This window comes from Roseovarius amoyensis (assembly GCF_003260265.1).
In the GTDB taxonomy this organism is placed as follows: Bacteria; Pseudomonadota; Alphaproteobacteria; order Rhodobacterales; family Rhodobacteraceae; genus Roseovarius; species Roseovarius amoyensis.
In genome coordinates this window covers 52512-69664 of record NZ_QITQ01000013.1, presented here as the reverse complement: position 1 = coordinate 69664, position 17153 = coordinate 52512, and the positions used below count along the sequence as shown (strand labels likewise).

The window sequence follows — 17153 nt, the reverse complement described above, 5'->3', positions numbered from 1 at the left end:
GCAGGGCATGGCAACCGGATGGGCGCGCGACGGCGCGGTTCACGAACAGATCGAAGCGGCGATCAAAGACGAGCTGGCCCGCCTCAAGGCTCGACCAGCCCCCAAGGGCGAAAGCCTGACCCATTGCGCCGAATGCAATGAGCCGATCCCCGAGGCGCGCCGACAGGCGATCCCCGGCGTCAAGCTGTGCATCGACTGCCAGCAGGAACGCGACGGGGCCGCCATGCAGCGCGGCGGCATCAACCGCCGTGGCAGCAAGGACAGCCAGTTGAAGTGAGGGGCGTACAGAACAAGGGCCGCAACCCGCCGCGCGGTCCGTCCACGGTCGCCCTCTATACCGGGAACAAGCGGTTCAATCCGCCCCCATTGCGCGTCGATCAGGGTTCGTCTGATCAAGATCGCCACCGTTTTCGATCTTGACTCAAACCGCAGCCGATTTGCGGGTTCCCCAAATGAAGACACCACCTGAATGCAAGCTGGTAAGCTGTGCAGAGTTTTTCGCAAAGAGCGTGTACGCATGTTCCACAGGCCAATCGCCAAGTGCGTTGCAAAATCGTTGGAAGTAAACGAAAAAGGCGACCCCGAAGGATCGCCATTTTTGTTATGCAACCAAGTGGTTGATTGGCTCCGGCGGTAGGGATCGAACCTACGACCAATTGATTAACAGTCAACTGCTCTACCGCTGAGCTACGCCGGAACACAGGCGGCCATATAGCAACAGGCCGGCGCGTCGTCCAGAGGGATTGTGACGGAAATTTCACTCTTGCGGTGGCGCGCTCAGCTCAGGCGGAACCGGGCGTGCTGGGACAGGGCGTCGACCGGCTCGACCAGGGATTTTCCGTAAAGATCAATAAGGTGGGCCAGCACGTTGCGCATGGCGGCGGGCAGCATCTGCGCGGGGATGTCGGTATAGACCTCGGCCGCGATCGCCTGTGCCGTTGCCGGCCCGCCGCGCAGGGCCTGCAATATTGCCGCCTCGCGCCCCTCGCGGTGGGCGATCAGCCAGTCCAGCCGCTCGTTCGGCCGTGAAATCGGCGCGCCGTGGCCTGAATGCAGCGCCTGTGCCCCCATCGAGCGCAGCCGCCGGCACGAGTCCATGAAATCGGTCAGGTCGCCATCGGGGGGCGAGACCAGCGAACTGGCCCAGCCCATCACCAGGTCGCCGGAAAAGACGATATCGCCCAACGAAAAGCACAGGTGGTTGCCCAGGTGCCCCGGCGTGTGGTGCGCGCGCAGCGTCCAGCCTTCGCCTCGCACCTCGTCGCCATCGCCCAGCACGGCGTCAGGGGCAAAACCGGGGTCGATGCCTTCGCCGGCTTCTTCCAGCCCGCTTTCGGCCATCTGCGCCATCACCTCGCTGCGTCCGCTGCCCGAGGGGCCAAAGCCCAGCACCTGCGCGCCGGTTTCGCGCGCCAGCCGTTCCGCCAGCGGCGAATGGTCGATATGCGAATGGGTGACCAGGATCCGGGTGACCTGTTGGGCCGGCGTCAGCGCATCCAGGATTGCCGCCAGGTGGCTGGGGTCATCCGGCCCCGGGTCGATCACCGCCACCTCGCGCGTGCCCACCAGGTAGGTGTTGGTGCCGCGCCAGGTCATGGCCGAGGGGTTGGGCGCCAGCACCCGGCGCACGCCATTGCCCAGATCCTCGGCCAGGCCCGGCTGGGGATTGAAATCATCCATCGTCATCGCCCTTTCTTCCGGCCGGCTACGCGCTTAGGTTAAAGCATGTCTTTTCGCTGGCTTAAACCCTACATGCCGCGCAGCCTTTACGGGCGTGCTTTCCTGATCCTGCTGTTGCCGGTGGTGACGGTGATGCTGGTGGTTTCGGTGGTGTTCATCCAGCGCCATTTCGAGGGCGTGACCCGGCAGATGACCAACTCGCTCAGCCGCGAGGTTCAGCTCCTGCTGGACAGCGGCCTGACGCCCGAGCAGCTGGCAAGTTCGCGCATGGCCACCATCCTGCGTATTGACGTCGAGCCGGTGAGGGCGGCCGACGTTCCCACCGCCGACTACTGGCGCTGGTATGACCTGACCGGCAGAAACGTGGTGCTCGAGCTGCACCGATTGCTGCCCCCGCTGAGGGCGGTGGAACTGCCGCGCAACAGTGTTGTCGAGCTATATCTCGATACCTCGCAGGGACGGGTAATGATGCGCTTCGACCGCCGGCTTGTATCAGCCTCGAATCCGCATCAGCTGTTCGTGAACATGATCTTCTTCGCCGTCATCATGACGGTGATCGCCTATCTCTATTTGCGCAACCAGCTGCGGCCCATCACCCGGCTGGCGCGCGCGGCAGAGGCGTTCGGCAGGGGGCAGCACATGACCTATCGCCCCGCCGGCGCGATCGAGGTGCGCGCCGCCGGGCAGGCCTTTGTCGACATGCGCGCCCGCATCGAGCGCCAGATCGAGCAGCGCACGCTGATGCTGTCGGGGGTCAGCCACGATCTGCGCACGCCGCTTACGCGGCTCAGGCTGGCGCTGTCGATGCTCGATGTCGAGGATCGCACCGCGATGGAACGCGACGTCGCCGACATGGAACGGCTGATCGACGAATTCCTGGCCTTCGCCCGAGGTGCGCAGGAAGACGAGGCAGAACCGGTCGATCCGGTGGCGCTGGTGCGCGGTATCGTCGAGGACTTTCAGCGCGCCGGCAAGCCGGTGATCCTGGCCAGGACCGCGGGCGCCGGCGAAGTGCCGCTGCGCGCGGGTGGTATCCGCCGGGCGCTGGAAAACCTGGTCGCCAACGCCGTGCGCTATGGCAGCCGGGCCGAGGTGTCGGTGCGCCTGACCGACGGCGCGCTGGTCATCCGGGTCGAGGATGACGGCCCCGGCATTTCCGAGGCCGACCGCGAAGAGGCGCTCAAGCCCTTCGTGCGGCTGGACCGGGCGCGCAACCAGAACCTCGGCAGCGGCGTGGGGCTGGGCCTGTCGATCGCGCTGGACATCGCGCGCGCCCATGGCGGTACGCTGCGGCTGGGCCAGAGCGAGCGCCTGGGCGGGCTGCAGGCGGATATCGTCATCGGGCGGTAAGGGCGCGGCGGGCAGGGCGGCCCACCATTGTCTTGAAAAGAAGGCGGTCGGAATGGGCTGCCGCCGCGGTGCCGCAAACCCGTTTACGCCGGGCTGAGGCAGGTTTGACCCGGGGCGGCGGGCGAATTATTCTTGCCCTTTGCCGCGTGCGAGGAAGAGCCCCATGGACATACGTCAGCTGCGCTATTTCATAGCGATTTCAGAGGCTGGCTCTTTGTCCGCAGCGGCCCACAGACTGAACATCGCGCAGCCTTCGCTTTCGCAACACCTTGTCAACATGGAGGAGGAGTTGCAGGCCAAGCTCGTCGTGCGATCGCCGCGCGGGTCCACGCTGACGGCAGAGGGCGAACTGCTGCTCGGCCATGCCCGCAAGATTTGCGAGGCGCTCCGGACCTGCATGGACGAAGTGCGCGATATGGGCCAGCAGATCATCGGGAAGGTGCATTTCGGAATGCCGCCTTCGGTGTCCATGGTCATGTCGGTTCCGCTTGCCGAAACCGTCAGGTTCGAGCTTGAGCAGGTTCGCCTGCGGGTAAGCGAAACGATGAGCGGCTTTATCAAGACCTGGATCGATGATGAAACCGTCGAGATCGGATTTCTCTATGATCTCAAGGGGGTCGAGCATTTCGAGGCGACACATGTCCTGAATGAACATCTCTACTTCTTTTCGGCGCCCGATGCGTGGCCGTTGCAGACCCCGCCGGGCACGCCGGTGCCGCTGAAGACGCTGCAGGGGCTGGAGATGATCCTGCCGGGCGAACCGCACGGGCTTCGCCGGATTGTCGAAGCGGCGGCCGCCGAAAACGGCGTGGACCTGAACGTCGTGACCGAACTCGACGCGATGACGCAGATAAAGGAACTGGTCGCGCGCGGGTCGGGTTTTTCCATCTTCGCCCCGGCGGCGTGCCATGACTTCGTGACCGAGGGCAAGCTGCTCAGGGCGCCGATCGGCGAGCCGACGATCTCGCGCCCGGTGTATCTGGTAAAGAACCCCTCGCGCACCCCGACGCGCGCTTGTACGGCGGTCGAACAACTGACGCTGAATGTCGCGGCCGAGATGGTGAAGCGCGGTATCTGGGAAGGGGAACTGGTCTGGACGCCCGAATGACGGTGCGCAGGACGTCCAAGACTAGAACACGGCCTCCGCCTTCATCGTGACGATGTCTTGCACCACGTCGAGAACGCGGAGCGCCAATGTCCCGGGTTCGGTTTCACGCGCTTCGACGCGGGCCGTGTTGGGCAAGGTCAAGGGCGACAGCCCCCGGTAAGAGAACCGGCGCGGCACGGTGCCTGCAATCTGCGCTGCCAGGGTGTGCATCCACGTTGCCTGCATCGGCCCATGAACAACCAGCCCGGCATAGCCTTCGACCTCGCGCGCATAGTCCGCATCATAATGAATGCGGTGCCCGTTGAAGGTCATCGCGGAATAGCGAAACAGCATGGTCGGGCTGGGCGAGACATCCTGCCCCGTGGCGTCAGGCCAGTCGTCTGCAGCCGGCGGCGCGGGCGGCTTGGTATCTGCATCGGGATCGTCGCGGTAGACGATATCCTGCCGTTCCTCGATGCGGCTTTCGCCCGCGACGCTGTAGCTATGATCGAGCGTGAGAAACCCAAGCCGCCCGCTGCGGCCGGTCTTGTAGGTAATGTCCGCGACGGTGGTCGTCCGCGTGACGGTGTCGCCCTCGGCCAGCGGGCCATGCCAGACGACCTGGCCCCCGGCCCACATCCGGCGCGGCAAGCCGAGGTCGGGCAGGACAAGACCTGGGCGGGGATGGCCATCGCGCCCCAGGTCTTCGTATGGCCGGGTTTCGGGGGAGACAAGCCACTGCAGGCCGGGCATTTCCTTGTGGGCGAACTGACCAAGCGTCGCGCGAAACTGGGCGACAAGCCTGGGCGTCATTACGTCTGTCGCTGTGCTGACGCGTCCGATCCAATCCTCGTTATTCATCACAATCTCTCCCACATTGCGGCGGTATCAAAGGCGATTAGGGCCGTGAAAACCACCGAGAACCTCAAGGTTGTTCGCCTGATCGCCCCCGGGGCTGAGGGTACATGACACATGGGCCGACAGATGGACAATCAGGCCGGACACGGATCAGAACGAACGTGGCAGTCCAAGCACATGCTCGGCCACGTAGCTCAGGATCAGGTTGGTCGAGATCGGCGCGACCTGATACAGCCGGGTTTCGCGGAATTTGCGCTCTATGTCGTATTCCTCGGCGAATCCGAAACCACCATGTGTCTGCAGACAGGCATTCGCCGCCTTCCATGACGCGTCAGCCGCCAGCAGTTTCGCCATGTTCGCCTGCGCGCCGCAGTCTTCTTGCGCGTCGAACCGGCGGCAGGCCTCGAACCGCATCAGGTTGGCTGCCTCGACATCCACATAGGCTTGGGCGAGCGGAAACGAGACGCCCTGATTCTGGCCGATGGGGCGGTCGAAAACCACGCGTTCGCCAGCATAGTCCACCGCACGTTCAAGGAACCAGTACCCGTCGCCGATGCATTCGGCCGCGATAAGCGTGCGCTCGGCGTTCAGGCCGTCGAGGATATAGCGAAACCCCATGCCTTCCTCGCCGATGAGGTTCTCGGCGGGGATTTCGAGGTTGTCAAAGAACACCTCGTGGGTTTCGTGCCCGACCATGTTGCGGATCGGCTGGATCGTCATCCCGTGACCCAAGGCATCGGCCAGATCGACGATGAAGATGCTCATTCCGCGCGACTTCTTCTTGACCTGGTCGAGAGGCGTCGTCCGGGCGAGCAGGATCATCAGGTCGGAATGTTCCAGCCGGCTGATCCAGACCTTTTGCCCGTTGACGACATAGCGGTCGCCATTCCGGCGCGCCGTCGTCTTGATTTTGGTGGTATCGGTCCCGGTCGTGGGTTCCGTCACCGCCATGGATTGAAGCCGCAATTCGCCCGACGCGATGCCCGGCAGATACCGTTCCTTTTGCGCGTCCGAGCCGTGGCGCAGCAGCGTGCCCATGTTGTACATCTGGCCATGACAATGGCCCGCGTTCCCGCCGCTGCGGTTGATCTCTTCCATGACGATCGACGCTTCTGCCAGCCCAAGTCCTGCCCCGCCATAGCTTTCGGGGATCATCGCCGCGAGCCACCCGTCATGGGTCAGCGCATCGATGAACTCGACAGGATAGGTGCCGTTCTGTGCCTGGGTTCGGTGATATTCGGGCCCGAAACCGGCGCAGAGCGCGCGCAGGGCCTGGCGCAGGTCGTCGTGGTCGGTCGAGGCACTTGTGGGCAGGGTCACGGATATGTCTCTCTTGTGTAAGGGTTAATCTTTGGGTGTTTCTTCTTCGGTCTGGGAAAACTCCCTCCGGACGGCATCGGTGTGTTCGCCCAGGGCAGGGACCGGGCCGAAGGTGCGGGTTGTCCCGTCGATCCGCGTGCCGGGCGCGAGCAGCCGCACCGGGCCGGTCGGGGTTTCGACCTCGACAAACCGGTTTTGCGGATGCGCCGCCAGATCGGCCATCGTCGACACCTGGCCAAAGGCGATTGCCGCCTCGGTAAGCAGGCGCGCCACCTCGGACCGGTCGTGCCGGGCCAGAGCCGCAGAGACCAGCGTGTCAAGCGCCTGTCGGTTTTCGACCCGCCGGGCGTTCGAGGAAAACCGCGGATCCGTGGCAAGGCCCGCATCGCCCAGAACGTCAGCGCAAAGCCGCGCCCATTCGCGTTCGTTCTGGATGGCCAGCAGGATTTCGCCGCCGTCGGCACAGGAAAAGACGCCATAGGGCGCGATGGTGGGATGCGACAGCCCGGCGCGTTCCGGTATCTTGCCGCCATAGGCGTATTGCAGGTAGGGCACGTTCATCCAGTCGGCGAGCGCGTGAAACAGGCTGACGGAAAGATGTCGGCCACGTCCGGTCGTGCTGCGCGCGACAAGCGCCTCCAGCACCGACTGATAGGCGGTCATGCCGCAAGCAATGTCACAGACGGACACACCGACCCGCGCCGGACCGGCTTCGTTTCCGGTAATCGCGGACAGGCCGCTTTCCGCCTGCACAAGCAGGTCATAGGCCTTGCGATCCGCCATTGGCCCGTCTTCGCCATAGCCGCTGATCGAAACCGTGATCAGCCGCGGGTTTTCTGCCCTGAGCCGATCCGGCGCGAACCCCAGCCGGTCGATGGCGCCGGGCGCGAGGTTTTGAATGAACACATCGGCACGGGCGATCAGCCTGGACAACAGCGCCTTGTCCTCGGGGGTGCGCAGGTCGAGGCGAACGCTTTCCTTTCCCCGATTGAGCCAGACGAAATAGGCACTTTCGCCGTGTACGAGTTGATCGTAACCGCGCGCAAAGTCCCCCTCGGGACGCTCGACCTTGATCACGCGCGCACCGGCTTCGGCCAGCCGGGACGAGAGATAGGGAGCCGCCACCGCCTGTTCTATGGAGACTACGAACAGCCCCGACAAATCCGCCATGTTGCCCTCCTGAATCGGTCACCGGGCCAATATGGCATGATCCGGTGCGAGAGGTGTCATTCAAGAATGTGGCAGGGGCCATGCGAAGAGCCTATGTCTTCTCGTGGGTTTTCCGATGGGTGGGGTCATCCTCCGCCCGGTTTCGCACGGCATTCCATAGCCCGAAAACACCCATGAATGTGTGGCAAGATGTGCGGCGGGATAAAGGGGCAGGACCAGCGGATAGCGCCGCAACGCCTGTACTGCCTGATTCTACTGGATGAACTTTATTCCGCCCCGTTGGGTGGTGGCGGACCGAGGAGGATTCGAACCCCCGACCCCCTGATTCGTAGTCAGGTACTCTATCCAGCTGAGCTATCGGTCCGTGAGGCCGATCATCTAGACTCGGATGTCGGGCGATGCAAGAGGGGTTTCGTTAATTTGTCACTCTCCGGCGGGCAGACAGATCGAGAACACGGTGCCGGTGGCGTTGCTGCGCTCCAGCGTCAGGTCGCCGCCGTGGCCGCGCACCAGTTCTTGGGCGATCGACAGGCCCAACCCGCTGCCGCCGCGGCTGGCCGCGCCCTGGAACGGGCGAAAGAGGTTCTCGCGCGCCTTGGGCGGCAGGCCGGGGCCGGTGTCGGCGACGGTGATGATGCAGGTACCGTTCGATTCCCGCGCGCTGACGTCGATGGCGCCGCTCTTGCCGGCGTCGGCGATGGCCTGGCGGGCGTTGCGCAAGAGGTTGGTCAGCACCCGGTATAGCTGTTCGCGGTCGGCGCGGACGTTCTGGCCATCGGGGATGTCGCTGGCGAATTGGATATCGGCTTCGGCCTCGATTGCCATGCGTTCGCTCTCGATCACCTCTTCGACCAACGGGGCGAGAGCAAAGCGTTCCAGCCTTGCAGCCGGTTCCTCGGCCCGGCCGAAGGCCAGCGTGCTTTCGCACAGATGCACCGCGCGGCTGATCGAACCCACCAGCTTGGGCGCCATGCGTTGGACCTTGGGGTCGTCGCTGGTCTCGATCCGGTCGGTGAAAAGCTGCGCCGTGGTCAGGATGTTGCGCAGATCATGGCTGACCCTGGCCACCGCGCCGCCAAGCTGGGCCAGCCTTTCGCGTTGTTTCAGCGCCCCGGTCAACTGGGTCTGCAGCGATTTCAGCGCCTCTTCGGCCTCGCGCAGTTCGGTCACGCCGGCCGAGGGCACGATCACCCGGCGCGCATCCTCGGGGGCGGCGGCATAGGATTGCATGTGCCCGACCACGCGGCTGATCGGGCGCACCAGCAGGGCGCGCACCGCGAGATACAGCAGCCCTGCGGTGATTACCGAAATCACCAGCGACAGCATCAGGATGCGAAACCCGTAATCCAGCATCGCCATGCGCAGCGGTTCGGTTTCCAGCGTGATCTCGATCAGCAGCCCGGCCATGCGCGAGGGCACGCCGATCACGCGGATCACCTGCGGTTCGGGGTCGGTCAGGCGCGCCAGCGCGTCGCGGATCAGCACCAGCGCCGAGGCATTGCGCAGATCGAAGGTGGCGCTGACCGGCTGGGGCAGGGGCGAGGACAGCACCAGCTGGCGCGCCGCATCGCGCCGCAGCACGATGTTGAAGACCCCGGCATTGAGCAGCAGTTCCTCTTGCAGCTCGGCGCTGATATCCTCGTTCGCCAGCAGCGCCAGTGCCGCGATCTGCGCGCGTTCGAGGCGCGACATCAGGAAGTCTTCGCGAAAACGCGCGACCGAGGGGACAAAGATCAGCACCTCGGCCAGCATCACGAAAACCGCCGTCAGAACCAGAAACCGTCCCGATAAAGATTTCAGAAACCGCATTCGCCGCCCACTTACGGAAGCCAGCGTTGCACCAGCCCCACGATTTTTCTGACTCTAGGATTATCAAACAGACGTGGCGAGAAATAGGCCCCTGCTGCACGTTTGCCAATTTCTCCGACCGTGGGGTAGGGCGCGACCATCCCGGCGACGTGACGCATTTTCAGTCCAGCCGCGATCGCCAGCGCCCAAAGCGCGATCTGTTCGCCCGCGCCTGCACCCACGATCGAGGCCCCGACCGGGCGGCCGCGCACCACCATCACCTTGATGAATCCGTCGGTTTCATGCGTGGCCACGGCGCGGTCGATGGCGGAGAGGTCGACGCGCACCACCTCCAGCCGGTCGCCGTACCGGGCGCGCGCCTGCTGTTCGGTCAGGCCGACCTGCGCCAGTTCGGGGTCGGTATAGGTAACGCGGGGGATGTGATCGCCGCTGGTCTTTGCCGGCAGGCCGAACAGCATCGGGCGCAGGATCACCCCGGCCTGATAGCCGGCCAGGTGGGTGAACTGCGCGCCCCCGGCGACATCGCCGATGGCATAGACCCGCCGGTTGGTGGTGCGCATTCCGGCATCGACCCGGATGCCGGTTTTCGTGGTTTCTATCTCGGCGGCGTCGAGGTTCAGCTTGTCGGTATTGGCCCGCCGCCCCACCGCGACCAGCAGATGCGTGCCAGCAAAGCTGCGCCCGTCCTTGGTATCGATCTTGATGGCGCCGGGGGTGCCGCTGACCTGCGCCGCCGGGGCCTCTTCGACAATCTCGACACCCTCATTGCGCAGACGTTTCAGCACCACGGCGGCCATCTCCGGGTCATCCTGGCCGAGGGCGCGCGCGCCCTCGATCACCGTCACCCGGCAGCCCAGCCGCCTGTGGGCCTGCGCCATCTCGATGCCGATGGGCCCGCCGCCGATGATCAGCAGGTGTTCGGGGCGCTCGCGCAGGTCGAACAGGGTTTCGTTGGTCAGGAAGGGTACCGTGTCCAGCCCCGGTATCGGCGGGATCAGTGGTGACGAGCCGGTGGCGATGACGATACGCCGGGCGGTGATGCGATATTGGCCGGCCTCGACCTCGGTGTTTGAGACGAAGCGGCCATATTCGCGGATCACCCGCACGCCCAGCCCTGCAAAACGTTCTTCGCTGTCATGGGGCGCGATCTGGGCCACCACGCCGGCGACGTGGTCCTTGACGGCCGCGAAATCCACCTTTGGCGCTGTGGCGGTCAGGCCGAAACGGGCGGCGTGGGTGTGGGCGTGGGCAGCATGCGCCGCCGCCAGCAGCGCCTTGGAGGGCACGCAGCCGTAATTGAGGCAATCGCCCCCCATCCTGCCGCCCTCAAGCAGCACTACCCGTGCGCCCATCTGCACCGCGCCCGCCGCAACCGACAGCCCGCCGGAGCCGGCGCCGATGACCAGCAGGTCGGTTTTCAGTCTTTCCATGTTCAGGCGACCTTTTTGGCGCGCAGCTTGCGTACCAGAATCGGCAACGCGGCCAGCACGCAAAGCCCCAGGATCGGGGCGATGATCTGTGGCTCCCACAGCAAGGAAAGATCGGGGTCTTCACCCCGATCGAACACCTCGCCCAGGCCGACGCCAACCCATGCATAGACCAGCGTGCCGGGAACGATGCCCAGAACCGTGGTCCATGCGTAGTTGAAGAACCGCACCCCAACCAGCGCGGGCAGCAGATTGGCCACGAAGAACGGCACGATAGGGATGAGGCGCATCAGCAGCAGAACGCTGACCTCGTGTTCGAGCAGACCATCCTTGATGCGCTTGAGCGTGCCGTCCGACGCCTCGATCCGCGTGGCCAGCATTCGCCCCAGCCCCATGCGGGCGGCGGCAAAGATGGCAATTGCGCCCAGCGACGCCCCCGCGAGGTTAAGCAGCGTGCCCAGCATCAGCCCGAACAGGAACCCGCCGGTGACAGAGGCCACGGCGCCGCCGGGCAGTGAAAAGGCGACGATACCGAAATAGACCACGACAAAGGCCAGCGTGAGCACGCCCAGATGGCCATCTCGAAACGCCATCAGCGCCTCGCGGTGTGTGCGTAGGGTGTCAAAGCTGACCATGTCGCCCAGCAAAATCGCGCCTGCGATGGCCACGCAGGCGATCACCGCCAGCGGCAGGTGGCGGGCATACCGTGCCCTGGGTGTTGCGTTCGCGTGGTTCATGTCTTGATCCGGATTCATGTCATATACTTTGTCGCCCATCCTAAATGCGCGATCAGGGCGTGCCGGGCTAGGGGTTTCACGTGGGGGTGATGAGGGGTGATGAAACTGCCATGGTTTCGGCCCTAAGGCGCGGGCAACTGTCCGGTTTTGAAACATTTGCGCCTGATACCGTCCAGCGCGTGATGCATTCATCGCGGATCGGGGCCGTAACACGGGTTTGACGTTTGACTTGCCCCCGCGCGGCATCTATAGACCGGGCTTCGAGACATTATCGGCCGGGGCGTGCGATTCCCAATCACTCGCGCGCCGGGCCGCAAGACCGGAGAGCTTGAGCGATGAAACGTACCTTTCAACCTTCGAACCTGGTTCGCAAGCACCGGCACGGGTTCCGCGCGCGCATGGCAACCAAGGCAGGGCGCAAGATTCTCAACGCCCGTCGCGCACGCGGCCGCAAGGTTCTGAGCGCCTGATTTCCGTTCCGGGAAACCGGACACGCGGGAACGATCGAATGACACCGCCGGAGGCCCTCGCGAAACAGGCGGGGAAATCGCCCCCGGCGGTTTCCTCATGTCTGGAGCATTTGCGCAAACGGGCCGATTTTCTGGCGCTCAACCGCGCCCGGCGGCAGGCGATGCCCGGCATGCTGGTGCAGGGGCGCTCGCGCGATGACGGTTCTGCGACGATCCGGGTGGGGTTCACCTGTTCCAAGAAGGTCGGCAACGCGGTGGCGCGCAACCGCGCCAAGCGGCGCCTGCGCGAGGTGGCCCGCCTGGTGCTTTCCGAGCACGGACGGCCCGGCTGGGACTATGCGCTGATCGGCCGCCCCGGCGTGACCGCCGAGCGGGATTTCGCCGCACTCACGGACGACCTGCTGCGCGCGCTGGAGCGTCTGCACAAAAAAACATGAGCCCGCTTGCCCATATCGTCGCCCTGCCGGTGCGGGCCTATCGGCTGATCTTTTCACCCTGGGTGGGGTGGAACTGCCGGTATCAGCCCACCTGCAGCCAATATGCGTTGGACGCGTTGGAACGCCACGGCGCGCTGCGCGGCGGCTGGATGGCGCTGTGCCGCATTGCCCGCTGCAACCCCTGGGGCGGGTGCGGCTATGACCCGGTGCCTGGGAATGACGACGAGGAGACAGGTAACAAGACCTGATATTTCTGGTTTGTTGCCGAACAGGTCGTGAAGCGGAGGTGGGATTCGCTCAACCCCCGCAGCTGGCCCCGCCCAGCACGCAGAACCGCGCGCAATGGGGATGGTTGAGCGCCACCTCACCCTCGGCCTCGGCCAGGGTGGTCCCGAGCTCGAATTCGGGCTCATAAGGCAGCAGCGTGCAGGCCACCACTGCTGGCCGGTCTGCCCCGCGCCGCTTGACCACCATCCGCGACGAGGCGCACATCACGTCATCGGGCGACTTGCCCAGGATGCCCCAGCAACTGCTGGTGATCTCCGGCACGTCGGCGGCCTCGTCCATCTCGGGAAAGAGCACCGTTTGCGAGGGGTCGTTCGCGTCGATGGCAAAGCCGTGCTCGGCATACAGCTTCGCATAGCCCGCGCGCGCCTCTGCCTCGCTCTCGCCCCACAGGGTGCGGCCGGCGACGGTGGTGCGGATGCCCGCATCGCGCAGCCAGCGCATCCCCTCCAGCGTGATGGCAAAGCTGCCCTTGCCGCGTTCGCTGTCGTGGTGCGCCTCCGACCAGTGATCGAGAGACACCCGCAGCACCATTCGGTCGCCGAACTCGGCCCCGAGCTGTGCCAGCGCGTCTCTGACCCTGGGGCGCATCATCGGGCGCATGGCGTTGGTGAGAATCAGCGCCTCAAGGCCGCGTTCCAGCGCGCTGCGTGCCATCGCCGGCATCTGGGGGTTCATGAACGGCTCGCCGCCGGTAAAGCCCACCTCGCGCAGCGGCCAGCCGCGCGTTTGCGCCTGGTCGAGGTAATCGTTCATCTCGGCCTCGGTGATATAGACCAGCCGGTCATTTTCGGGCGAGCTTTCGATATAGCAGTTGGCGCAGGTGATGTTGCACAGCGTCCCGGTGTTGAACCACAGGGTTTCGGGCCGGGTCAGCGCCACGCGCGCACGCGCCTGCCCGTCGGCGGTGACCAGCGGATCGCGGAACCTGGGCTCGGGGGCAGGGGGCTGCAATACGTCTTTCATGGCACCATATCAATTTAGTTCGCGTTTCAGGTCTAACCTGTCGCAATGCTCGGGAAAATCCATTCGCTGGCCGCATGACAGGGTTGTGATCCGGGCATGGTCTGGCGTGAGGTTGCCGTGGTATAGGAGCGGGCGGGAGGAAAGCGATGGTTTCGCGTGTCATACCGGTCGACCCTTTCGACCTGGTGATCTTTGGCGGTACTGGCGATCTGGCGCGGCGAAAGATCTTGCCGGCGCTCTATCGCCGTTTCTGTGCCGGCCAGATCGAGGCGGATGTGCAGATCACCGGCGCTGCACGCCGCGAGATGGACGCGGACGGGTACCGCGCCTTCGTGGCCGAGGCAATCGCCAGCGCCGAGATGGCCGAGGGGCGCCGCCCCGACACCGCCAGCCAGGCGGAATTTCTGAAAATGCTCGACTACGTCACCATCGACGCGCTGGGAGAGGCCGGATGGGACCGCCTGAGCGCCGGCACAAGAAATGAACGCATCCGAGCCTATTATTTTTCGGTGGCGCCGCGGTTCTTCGGGCCGCTGGCCGAGCGGCTGCACCTTTACGGGCTGGCCGATGCGTCGGCGCGGATCGTGGTGGAAAAACCCTTTGGCCGTGACCTGGCCAGCGCGCGAGATCTCAACCGCGTGCTGGCGGGCTATTTCAATGAGTGCCAGATATATCGCATCGACCATTACCTGGGCAAGGAAACGGTTCAGAACCTGATGGCGATCCGGTTCGGCAACATGCTGTTCGAACCGCTTTGGAACAGCCAGTATGTCGACCACATCCAGATTACCGTAGCCGAAGAGCACGGCGTGGGCGGGCGCGGCGATTACTACGACCGCGCCGGGGCGATGCGCGACATGATGCAGAACCACCTGATGCAGCTTCTGTGCCTGATCGCGATGGAACCGCCGGCGAAATTCGACCCCGACGCGGTGCGCGACGAAAAGCTCAAGGTGATCCGCGCGCTCGACCCGCTGGGCGCTGGCGACGTGGTGCGCGGCCAGTACCGCGCCGCCGAGGGACGGCCCGGTTATCACGAAGAGGTGGAAAACCCCGACAGCACCACCGAAAGCTTTGTCGCGCTCAAGGCGCGGATCAGCAACTGGCGCTGGGCCGGCACGCCGTTCTACCTGCGCACCGGCAAGCGGCTGCGCGAACGCGCCAGCGAAATCGCGGTGGTGTTCAAGGATGCGCCGCATTCGATCTTTGGCGACGATGCCGGGCGGCACCGCAATATCCTGACCATCAAGTTGCAGCCCAACGAGGGGATAGAGCTGGGCGTGACCATCAAGGAGCCGGGCCCCGGCGGCATGCGGCTGATCGATGTGCCGCTCGACATGACCTTTGCCGAGGCCCTGGGCCCCCAAGATGCCGATTTCCCCGACGCCTACGAGCGACTGATCATGGACGTGATCCGCGGCAACCAGACGCTCTTCATGCGCGGCGACGAGGTCGAGGCGGCCTGGGCCTGGACCGACGCCGCGATTCGCGGATGGGAAGAGCGCGGCGAGCCGCCGCTGACCTATGAAACGGGCAGTTCCGGCCCGCAGGAGGCGCTGACGCTGATGCTGCGCGATGGTCGGCGCTGGCGCGAGATAAAGGCATGAGCATGGAATGGATCGACTATCCCGATGCCGATTTGATGGCGGTGCATCTGGCCAACCGTCTGGCGGGCGAGTTGAACGCGGCGCTGGAACACAAGGAACGGGTGCTGTTCGTGGTCCCCGGGGGCAGCACGCCGGGGCCGGTTTTCGACTGCCTTTGCGATGCCGATCTCGACTGGGGCAGGGTGGATGTCTGCCTGAGCGACGAACGCTGGCTGCCCGAGGTGCATGTGCGCTCGAACGCCCGGCTGGTGCGCAAGCGCCTGCTGACGGGGCGCGCGGCGCGGGCGCGGCTGCTGCCGCTTTACGCGCCGGGCCATGAACCCGAAGAGGTGCTGGCCGATCTCGAGGCCGGCATCGTGCCGCTGTTGCCCATCGACGTGTGCCTGCTGGGCATGGGCGAGGACATGCATACCGCCTCGCTCTTTCCCGGGGCGGACGCGCTAGAGGCCGCGCTCGACCCGCATGCGCCGGTATTGGTGGCGATACGCGCCAAGGATGTGCCTGAGCCGCGGGTCAGCCTTTCTGCCCGGGTTCTGCGCGCCTCGCTGGCCTTGCATATCGTCATCACCGGCGCGGCCAAGAAGGCCGCGCTCGATCGTGCCCGCGCGTCGCAGCCGATCCAGGCGCCCGTGGCGGCGGTGCTGGATGAGGCCGTCATGCACTGGGCACCCTGAGCATGCTGCGACACTCTTGCACCCCCCGGGCAACGGGGCTAGCAGGGCGGGATGACTGAAACAATTATTCCCCCTGAGGACGACCGCCGCGCCCGGCGCAATGTTGCTGTGCTGGTGCTGGCTCAGGCGATCCTGGGATCGCAGATGCCGATGATCTTTGTCGTCGGGGGGCTGGCGGGGCAATCGCTGGCGTCCAATATCTGTTTTGCCACGCTGCCGATCTCGCTGATCGTTCTGGGTTCGATGCTGTCGGCGACGCCGCTCAGCTGGACGATGCAGCAGTGGGGCCGGCGCGCGGGCTTTCTGATCGGTGCGGGGGCCGGGGCGATGGGGGCGGCCATCTGCGCCTATGGTCTGTGGACGGCGTCCTTTCCGGTCTACCTGCTGGGCAGCCTGTTTACCGGCACCTACATGTCGGCGCAGGGATTTTACCGCTTTGCCGGCGCCGATACCGCCAGCGATGAATTCTGCGCCAAGGCGATTTCCTATGTCATGGCGGGGGGGTTGGCCAGCGCCGTGATCGGGCCGCAGCTGGTCAAGGTGACGGCCGAATCCATGGTGGTGCCGTTCCTGGGCACCTATCTGGCGGTGATCGTGCTGAACGCCGGTGGTGCGCTGCTGTTTTTCTTTCTCGACATCCCCAAACCCCCGATCCCGGCCGAAGACGCCCCGGTGGGGCGCAGCCGCTGGCAGTTGCTGACCACCCCGCGCATCGCCGTGGCGGTGATCTGCGCCACCGTTTCCTATGCGCTGATGAACCTGGTGATGACCTCGACCCCGCTGGCCGTGGTCGGCTGCGGGTTCGAGGCCGGCAATGCCGCCGATATCGTCACCGGTCACGTGCTGGCGATGTACGTGCCATCCTTCTTTACCGGCCACCTGATCGTGCGGTTCGGGGTCGAAAAGATCGTCGGCACCGGGCTGGTTATCCTTGCCGGGGCCGGGGTGGTGGCCCTGCAGGGGGTCGAACTGGAGAACTTCTTTATCGCCCTCATTCTACTGGGGCTTGGGTGGAACTTCGGCTTTATCGGCGCGACGACGATGCTGGCCGGCGCGCATGAGCCGCATGAGCGCGGGCGTATGCAGGGCCTCAACGACCTGATCGTCTTTGGCGGGGTGACGATGGCCTCGCTCGCCTCGGGCGGGCTGATGAACTGCTCGGGCGGGACACCGCAGGCGGGCTGGGCGGCGGTCAACCTGGCGATGATCCCGTTCCTGACGCTGGCGGGCGGCTCGCTGATCTGGCTGGTACTGCGCCCGCGAGAGAACTGATCCG

The 17153-nt window shown here is 65.0% G+C and carries 17 protein-coding genes and 2 tRNA genes; 9 read left to right on the top strand and 10 right to left on the bottom strand.

Annotated features, from left to right (window positions below):
* Positions 1–7 precede the first annotated feature (7 nt).
* Complete coding sequence (locus tag DL899_RS12300; protein ID WP_111734656.1) at positions 8–277, top strand: DksA/TraR family C4-type zinc finger protein; 270 nt, start codon at positions 8–10, stop codon at positions 275–277.
* Between the two features lie 345 nt (positions 278–622).
* Here the strand turns inward: DL899_RS12300 and DL899_RS12295 are convergent.
* Both DL899_RS12295 and DL899_RS12290 read right to left on the bottom strand, forming a co-directional pair.
* A tRNA-Asn gene (locus DL899_RS12295) sits at positions 623–697 on the bottom strand.
* 80 nt (positions 698–777) lie between these two features.
* On the bottom strand, positions 778–1686 hold the full coding sequence (locus DL899_RS12290) for an MBL fold metallo-hydrolase (RefSeq protein WP_111734655.1): 909 nt from the start codon (positions 1684–1686) through the stop codon (positions 778–780).
* 39 nt (positions 1687–1725) lie between these two features.
* Between DL899_RS12290 and DL899_RS12285 the strand changes: the two genes are divergently transcribed.
* On the top strand, positions 1726–3030 hold the full coding sequence (locus DL899_RS12285; RefSeq protein WP_111734654.1) for an ATP-binding protein: 1305 nt from the start codon (positions 1726–1728) through the stop codon (positions 3028–3030).
* 163 nt (positions 3031–3193) lie between these two features.
* Positions 3194–4138, top strand: coding sequence for a LysR family transcriptional regulator (locus DL899_RS12280; RefSeq protein WP_111734653.1), 945 nt, complete (start codon positions 3194–3196; stop codon positions 4136–4138).
* Between the two features lie 21 nt (positions 4139–4159).
* Here DL899_RS12280 and DL899_RS12275 read toward each other — a convergent pair whose 3' ends face one another.
* From DL899_RS12275 to DL899_RS12245, 7 genes are all read right to left on the bottom strand, one after another.
* Complete coding sequence (locus DL899_RS12275) at positions 4160–4978, bottom strand: HTD2 family dehydratase (RefSeq protein WP_111734652.1); 819 nt, start codon at positions 4976–4978, stop codon at positions 4160–4162.
* Between the two features lie 147 nt (positions 4979–5125).
* Positions 5126–6289: an acyl-CoA dehydrogenase family protein gene (locus DL899_RS12270; RefSeq protein ID WP_111734685.1), complete on the bottom strand. Its 1164-nt coding sequence runs from the start codon at positions 6287–6289 to the stop codon at positions 5126–5128.
* A 30-nt stretch (positions 6290–6319) separates the two neighbouring features.
* Entirely contained in the window at positions 6320–7465 is a 1146-nt protein-coding gene (locus DL899_RS12265; RefSeq protein ID WP_111734651.1) for a CaiB/BaiF CoA transferase family protein, read from the bottom strand.
* A gap of 287 nt (positions 7466–7752) precedes the next feature.
* Positions 7753–7829, bottom strand: a tRNA-Arg gene (locus DL899_RS12260).
* Positions 7830–7888: 59 nt separating this feature from the next.
* Positions 7889–9274 (bottom strand): sensor histidine kinase, encoded by a 1386-nt coding sequence (locus tag DL899_RS12255; protein ID WP_111734650.1) that lies wholly within the window; start codon positions 9272–9274, stop codon positions 7889–7891.
* Positions 9275–9285: 11 nt separating this feature from the next.
* Entirely contained in the window at positions 9286–10704 is a 1419-nt protein-coding gene (locus DL899_RS12250; protein ID WP_111734649.1) for a dihydrolipoyl dehydrogenase family protein, read from the bottom strand.
* Positions 10705–10706: 2 nt separating this feature from the next.
* Positions 10707–11438 carry a TVP38/TMEM64 family protein gene (locus DL899_RS12245; RefSeq protein ID WP_111734684.1) on the bottom strand — a complete coding sequence of 244 codons (732 nt, stop codon included), beginning with the start codon at positions 11436–11438 and terminating at the stop codon, positions 10707–10709.
* Positions 11439–11773: 335 nt separating this feature from the next.
* Here DL899_RS12245 and rpmH point away from each other — a divergent pair, with 335 nt between their 5' ends.
* Genes rpmH through yidD form a run of 3 tightly spaced genes read left to right on the top strand, consistent with a single transcriptional unit; the run spans position 11774 to position 12593 of the window.
* Positions 11774–11908 (top strand): 50S ribosomal protein L34, encoded by a 135-nt coding sequence (gene rpmH / locus DL899_RS12240; protein ID WP_055683249.1) that lies wholly within the window; start codon positions 11774–11776, stop codon positions 11906–11908.
* 38 nt (positions 11909–11946) lie between these two features.
* A complete protein-coding gene (gene rnpA / locus DL899_RS12235) occupies positions 11947–12345 on the top strand; it encodes a ribonuclease P protein component (protein WP_111734648.1) in 399 nt (132 codons plus the stop codon).
* Positions 12342–12593 (top strand): membrane protein insertion efficiency factor YidD, encoded by a 252-nt coding sequence (yidD, locus tag DL899_RS12230; protein ID WP_111734647.1) that lies wholly within the window; start codon positions 12342–12344, stop codon positions 12591–12593. The genes rnpA and yidD overlap by 4 nt, the downstream gene beginning before the upstream one ends.
* A gap of 49 nt (positions 12594–12642) precedes the next feature.
* Here the strand turns inward: yidD and DL899_RS12225 are convergent, their stop codons facing one another.
* Positions 12643–13596: a radical SAM protein gene (locus DL899_RS12225; protein ID WP_111734646.1), complete on the bottom strand. Its 954-nt coding sequence runs from the start codon at positions 13594–13596 to the stop codon at positions 12643–12645.
* Between the two features lie 146 nt (positions 13597–13742).
* Between DL899_RS12225 and zwf the strand changes: the two genes are divergently transcribed.
* From zwf to DL899_RS12210, 3 genes are read left to right on the top strand one after another with little or no spacing between them, the layout of a single operon-like run.
* Complete coding sequence (gene zwf / locus DL899_RS12220) at positions 13743–15203, top strand: glucose-6-phosphate dehydrogenase (RefSeq protein ID WP_111734645.1); 1461 nt, start codon at positions 13743–13745, stop codon at positions 15201–15203.
* Positions 15204–15205: 2 nt separating this feature from the next.
* Positions 15206–15877: a 6-phosphogluconolactonase gene (pgl, locus tag DL899_RS12215; protein WP_111734644.1), complete on the top strand. Its 672-nt coding sequence runs from the start codon at positions 15206–15208 to the stop codon at positions 15875–15877.
* Positions 15878–15928: 51 nt separating this feature from the next.
* Complete coding sequence (locus tag DL899_RS12210) at positions 15929–17149, top strand: MFS transporter (protein WP_111734643.1); 1221 nt, start codon at positions 15929–15931, stop codon at positions 17147–17149.
* Positions 17150–17153: the final 4 nt, after the last annotated feature.

Excerpts from the sequence above, each read along its gene's own strand:
- DL899_RS12225 (WP_111734646.1), bottom strand. The coding sequence starts at position 13,596 with ATGAAAGACGTATTGCAGCCCCCTGCCCCCGAGCCCAGGTTCCGCGAT.
- DL899_RS12275 (WP_111734652.1), bottom strand. The coding sequence starts at position 4,978 with ATGAATAACGAGGATTGGATCGGACGCGTCAGCACAGCGACAGACGTA.
- DL899_RS12210 (WP_111734643.1), top strand. The coding sequence starts at position 15,929 with ATGACTGAAACAATTATTCCCCCTGAGGACGACCGCCGCGCCCGGCGC.
- rpmH (WP_055683249.1), top strand. The coding sequence starts at position 11,774 with ATGAAACGTACCTTTCAACCTTCGAACCTGGTTCGCAAGCACCGGCAC.
- DL899_RS12250 (WP_111734649.1), bottom strand. The coding sequence starts at position 10,704 with ATGGAAAGACTGAAAACCGACCTGCTGGTCATCGGCGCCGGCTCCGGC.
- DL899_RS12280 (WP_111734653.1), top strand. The coding sequence starts at position 3,194 with ATGGACATACGTCAGCTGCGCTATTTCATAGCGATTTCAGAGGCTGGC.
- DL899_RS12300 (WP_111734656.1), top strand. The coding sequence starts at position 8 with ATGGCAACCGGATGGGCGCGCGACGGCGCGGTTCACGAACAGATCGAA.
- DL899_RS12245 (WP_111734684.1), bottom strand. The coding sequence starts at position 11,438 with ATGAACCACGCGAACGCAACACCCAGGGCACGGTATGCCCGCCACCTG.
- DL899_RS12265 (WP_111734651.1), bottom strand. The coding sequence starts at position 7,465 with ATGGCGGATTTGTCGGGGCTGTTCGTAGTCTCCATAGAACAGGCGGTG.
- rnpA (WP_111734648.1), top strand. The coding sequence starts at position 11,947 with ATGACACCGCCGGAGGCCCTCGCGAAACAGGCGGGGAAATCGCCCCCG.
- DL899_RS12285 (WP_111734654.1), top strand. The coding sequence starts at position 1,726 with ATGTCTTTTCGCTGGCTTAAACCCTACATGCCGCGCAGCCTTTACGGG.
- DL899_RS12255 (WP_111734650.1), bottom strand. The coding sequence starts at position 9,274 with ATGCGGTTTCTGAAATCTTTATCGGGACGGTTTCTGGTTCTGACGGCG.
- zwf (WP_111734645.1), top strand. The coding sequence starts at position 13,743 with ATGGTTTCGCGTGTCATACCGGTCGACCCTTTCGACCTGGTGATCTTT.
- DL899_RS12290 (WP_111734655.1), bottom strand. The coding sequence starts at position 1,686 with ATGACGATGGATGATTTCAATCCCCAGCCGGGCCTGGCCGAGGATCTG.
- yidD (WP_111734647.1), top strand. The coding sequence starts at position 12,342 with ATGAGCCCGCTTGCCCATATCGTCGCCCTGCCGGTGCGGGCCTATCGG.
- pgl (WP_111734644.1), top strand. The coding sequence starts at position 15,206 with ATGGAATGGATCGACTATCCCGATGCCGATTTGATGGCGGTGCATCTG.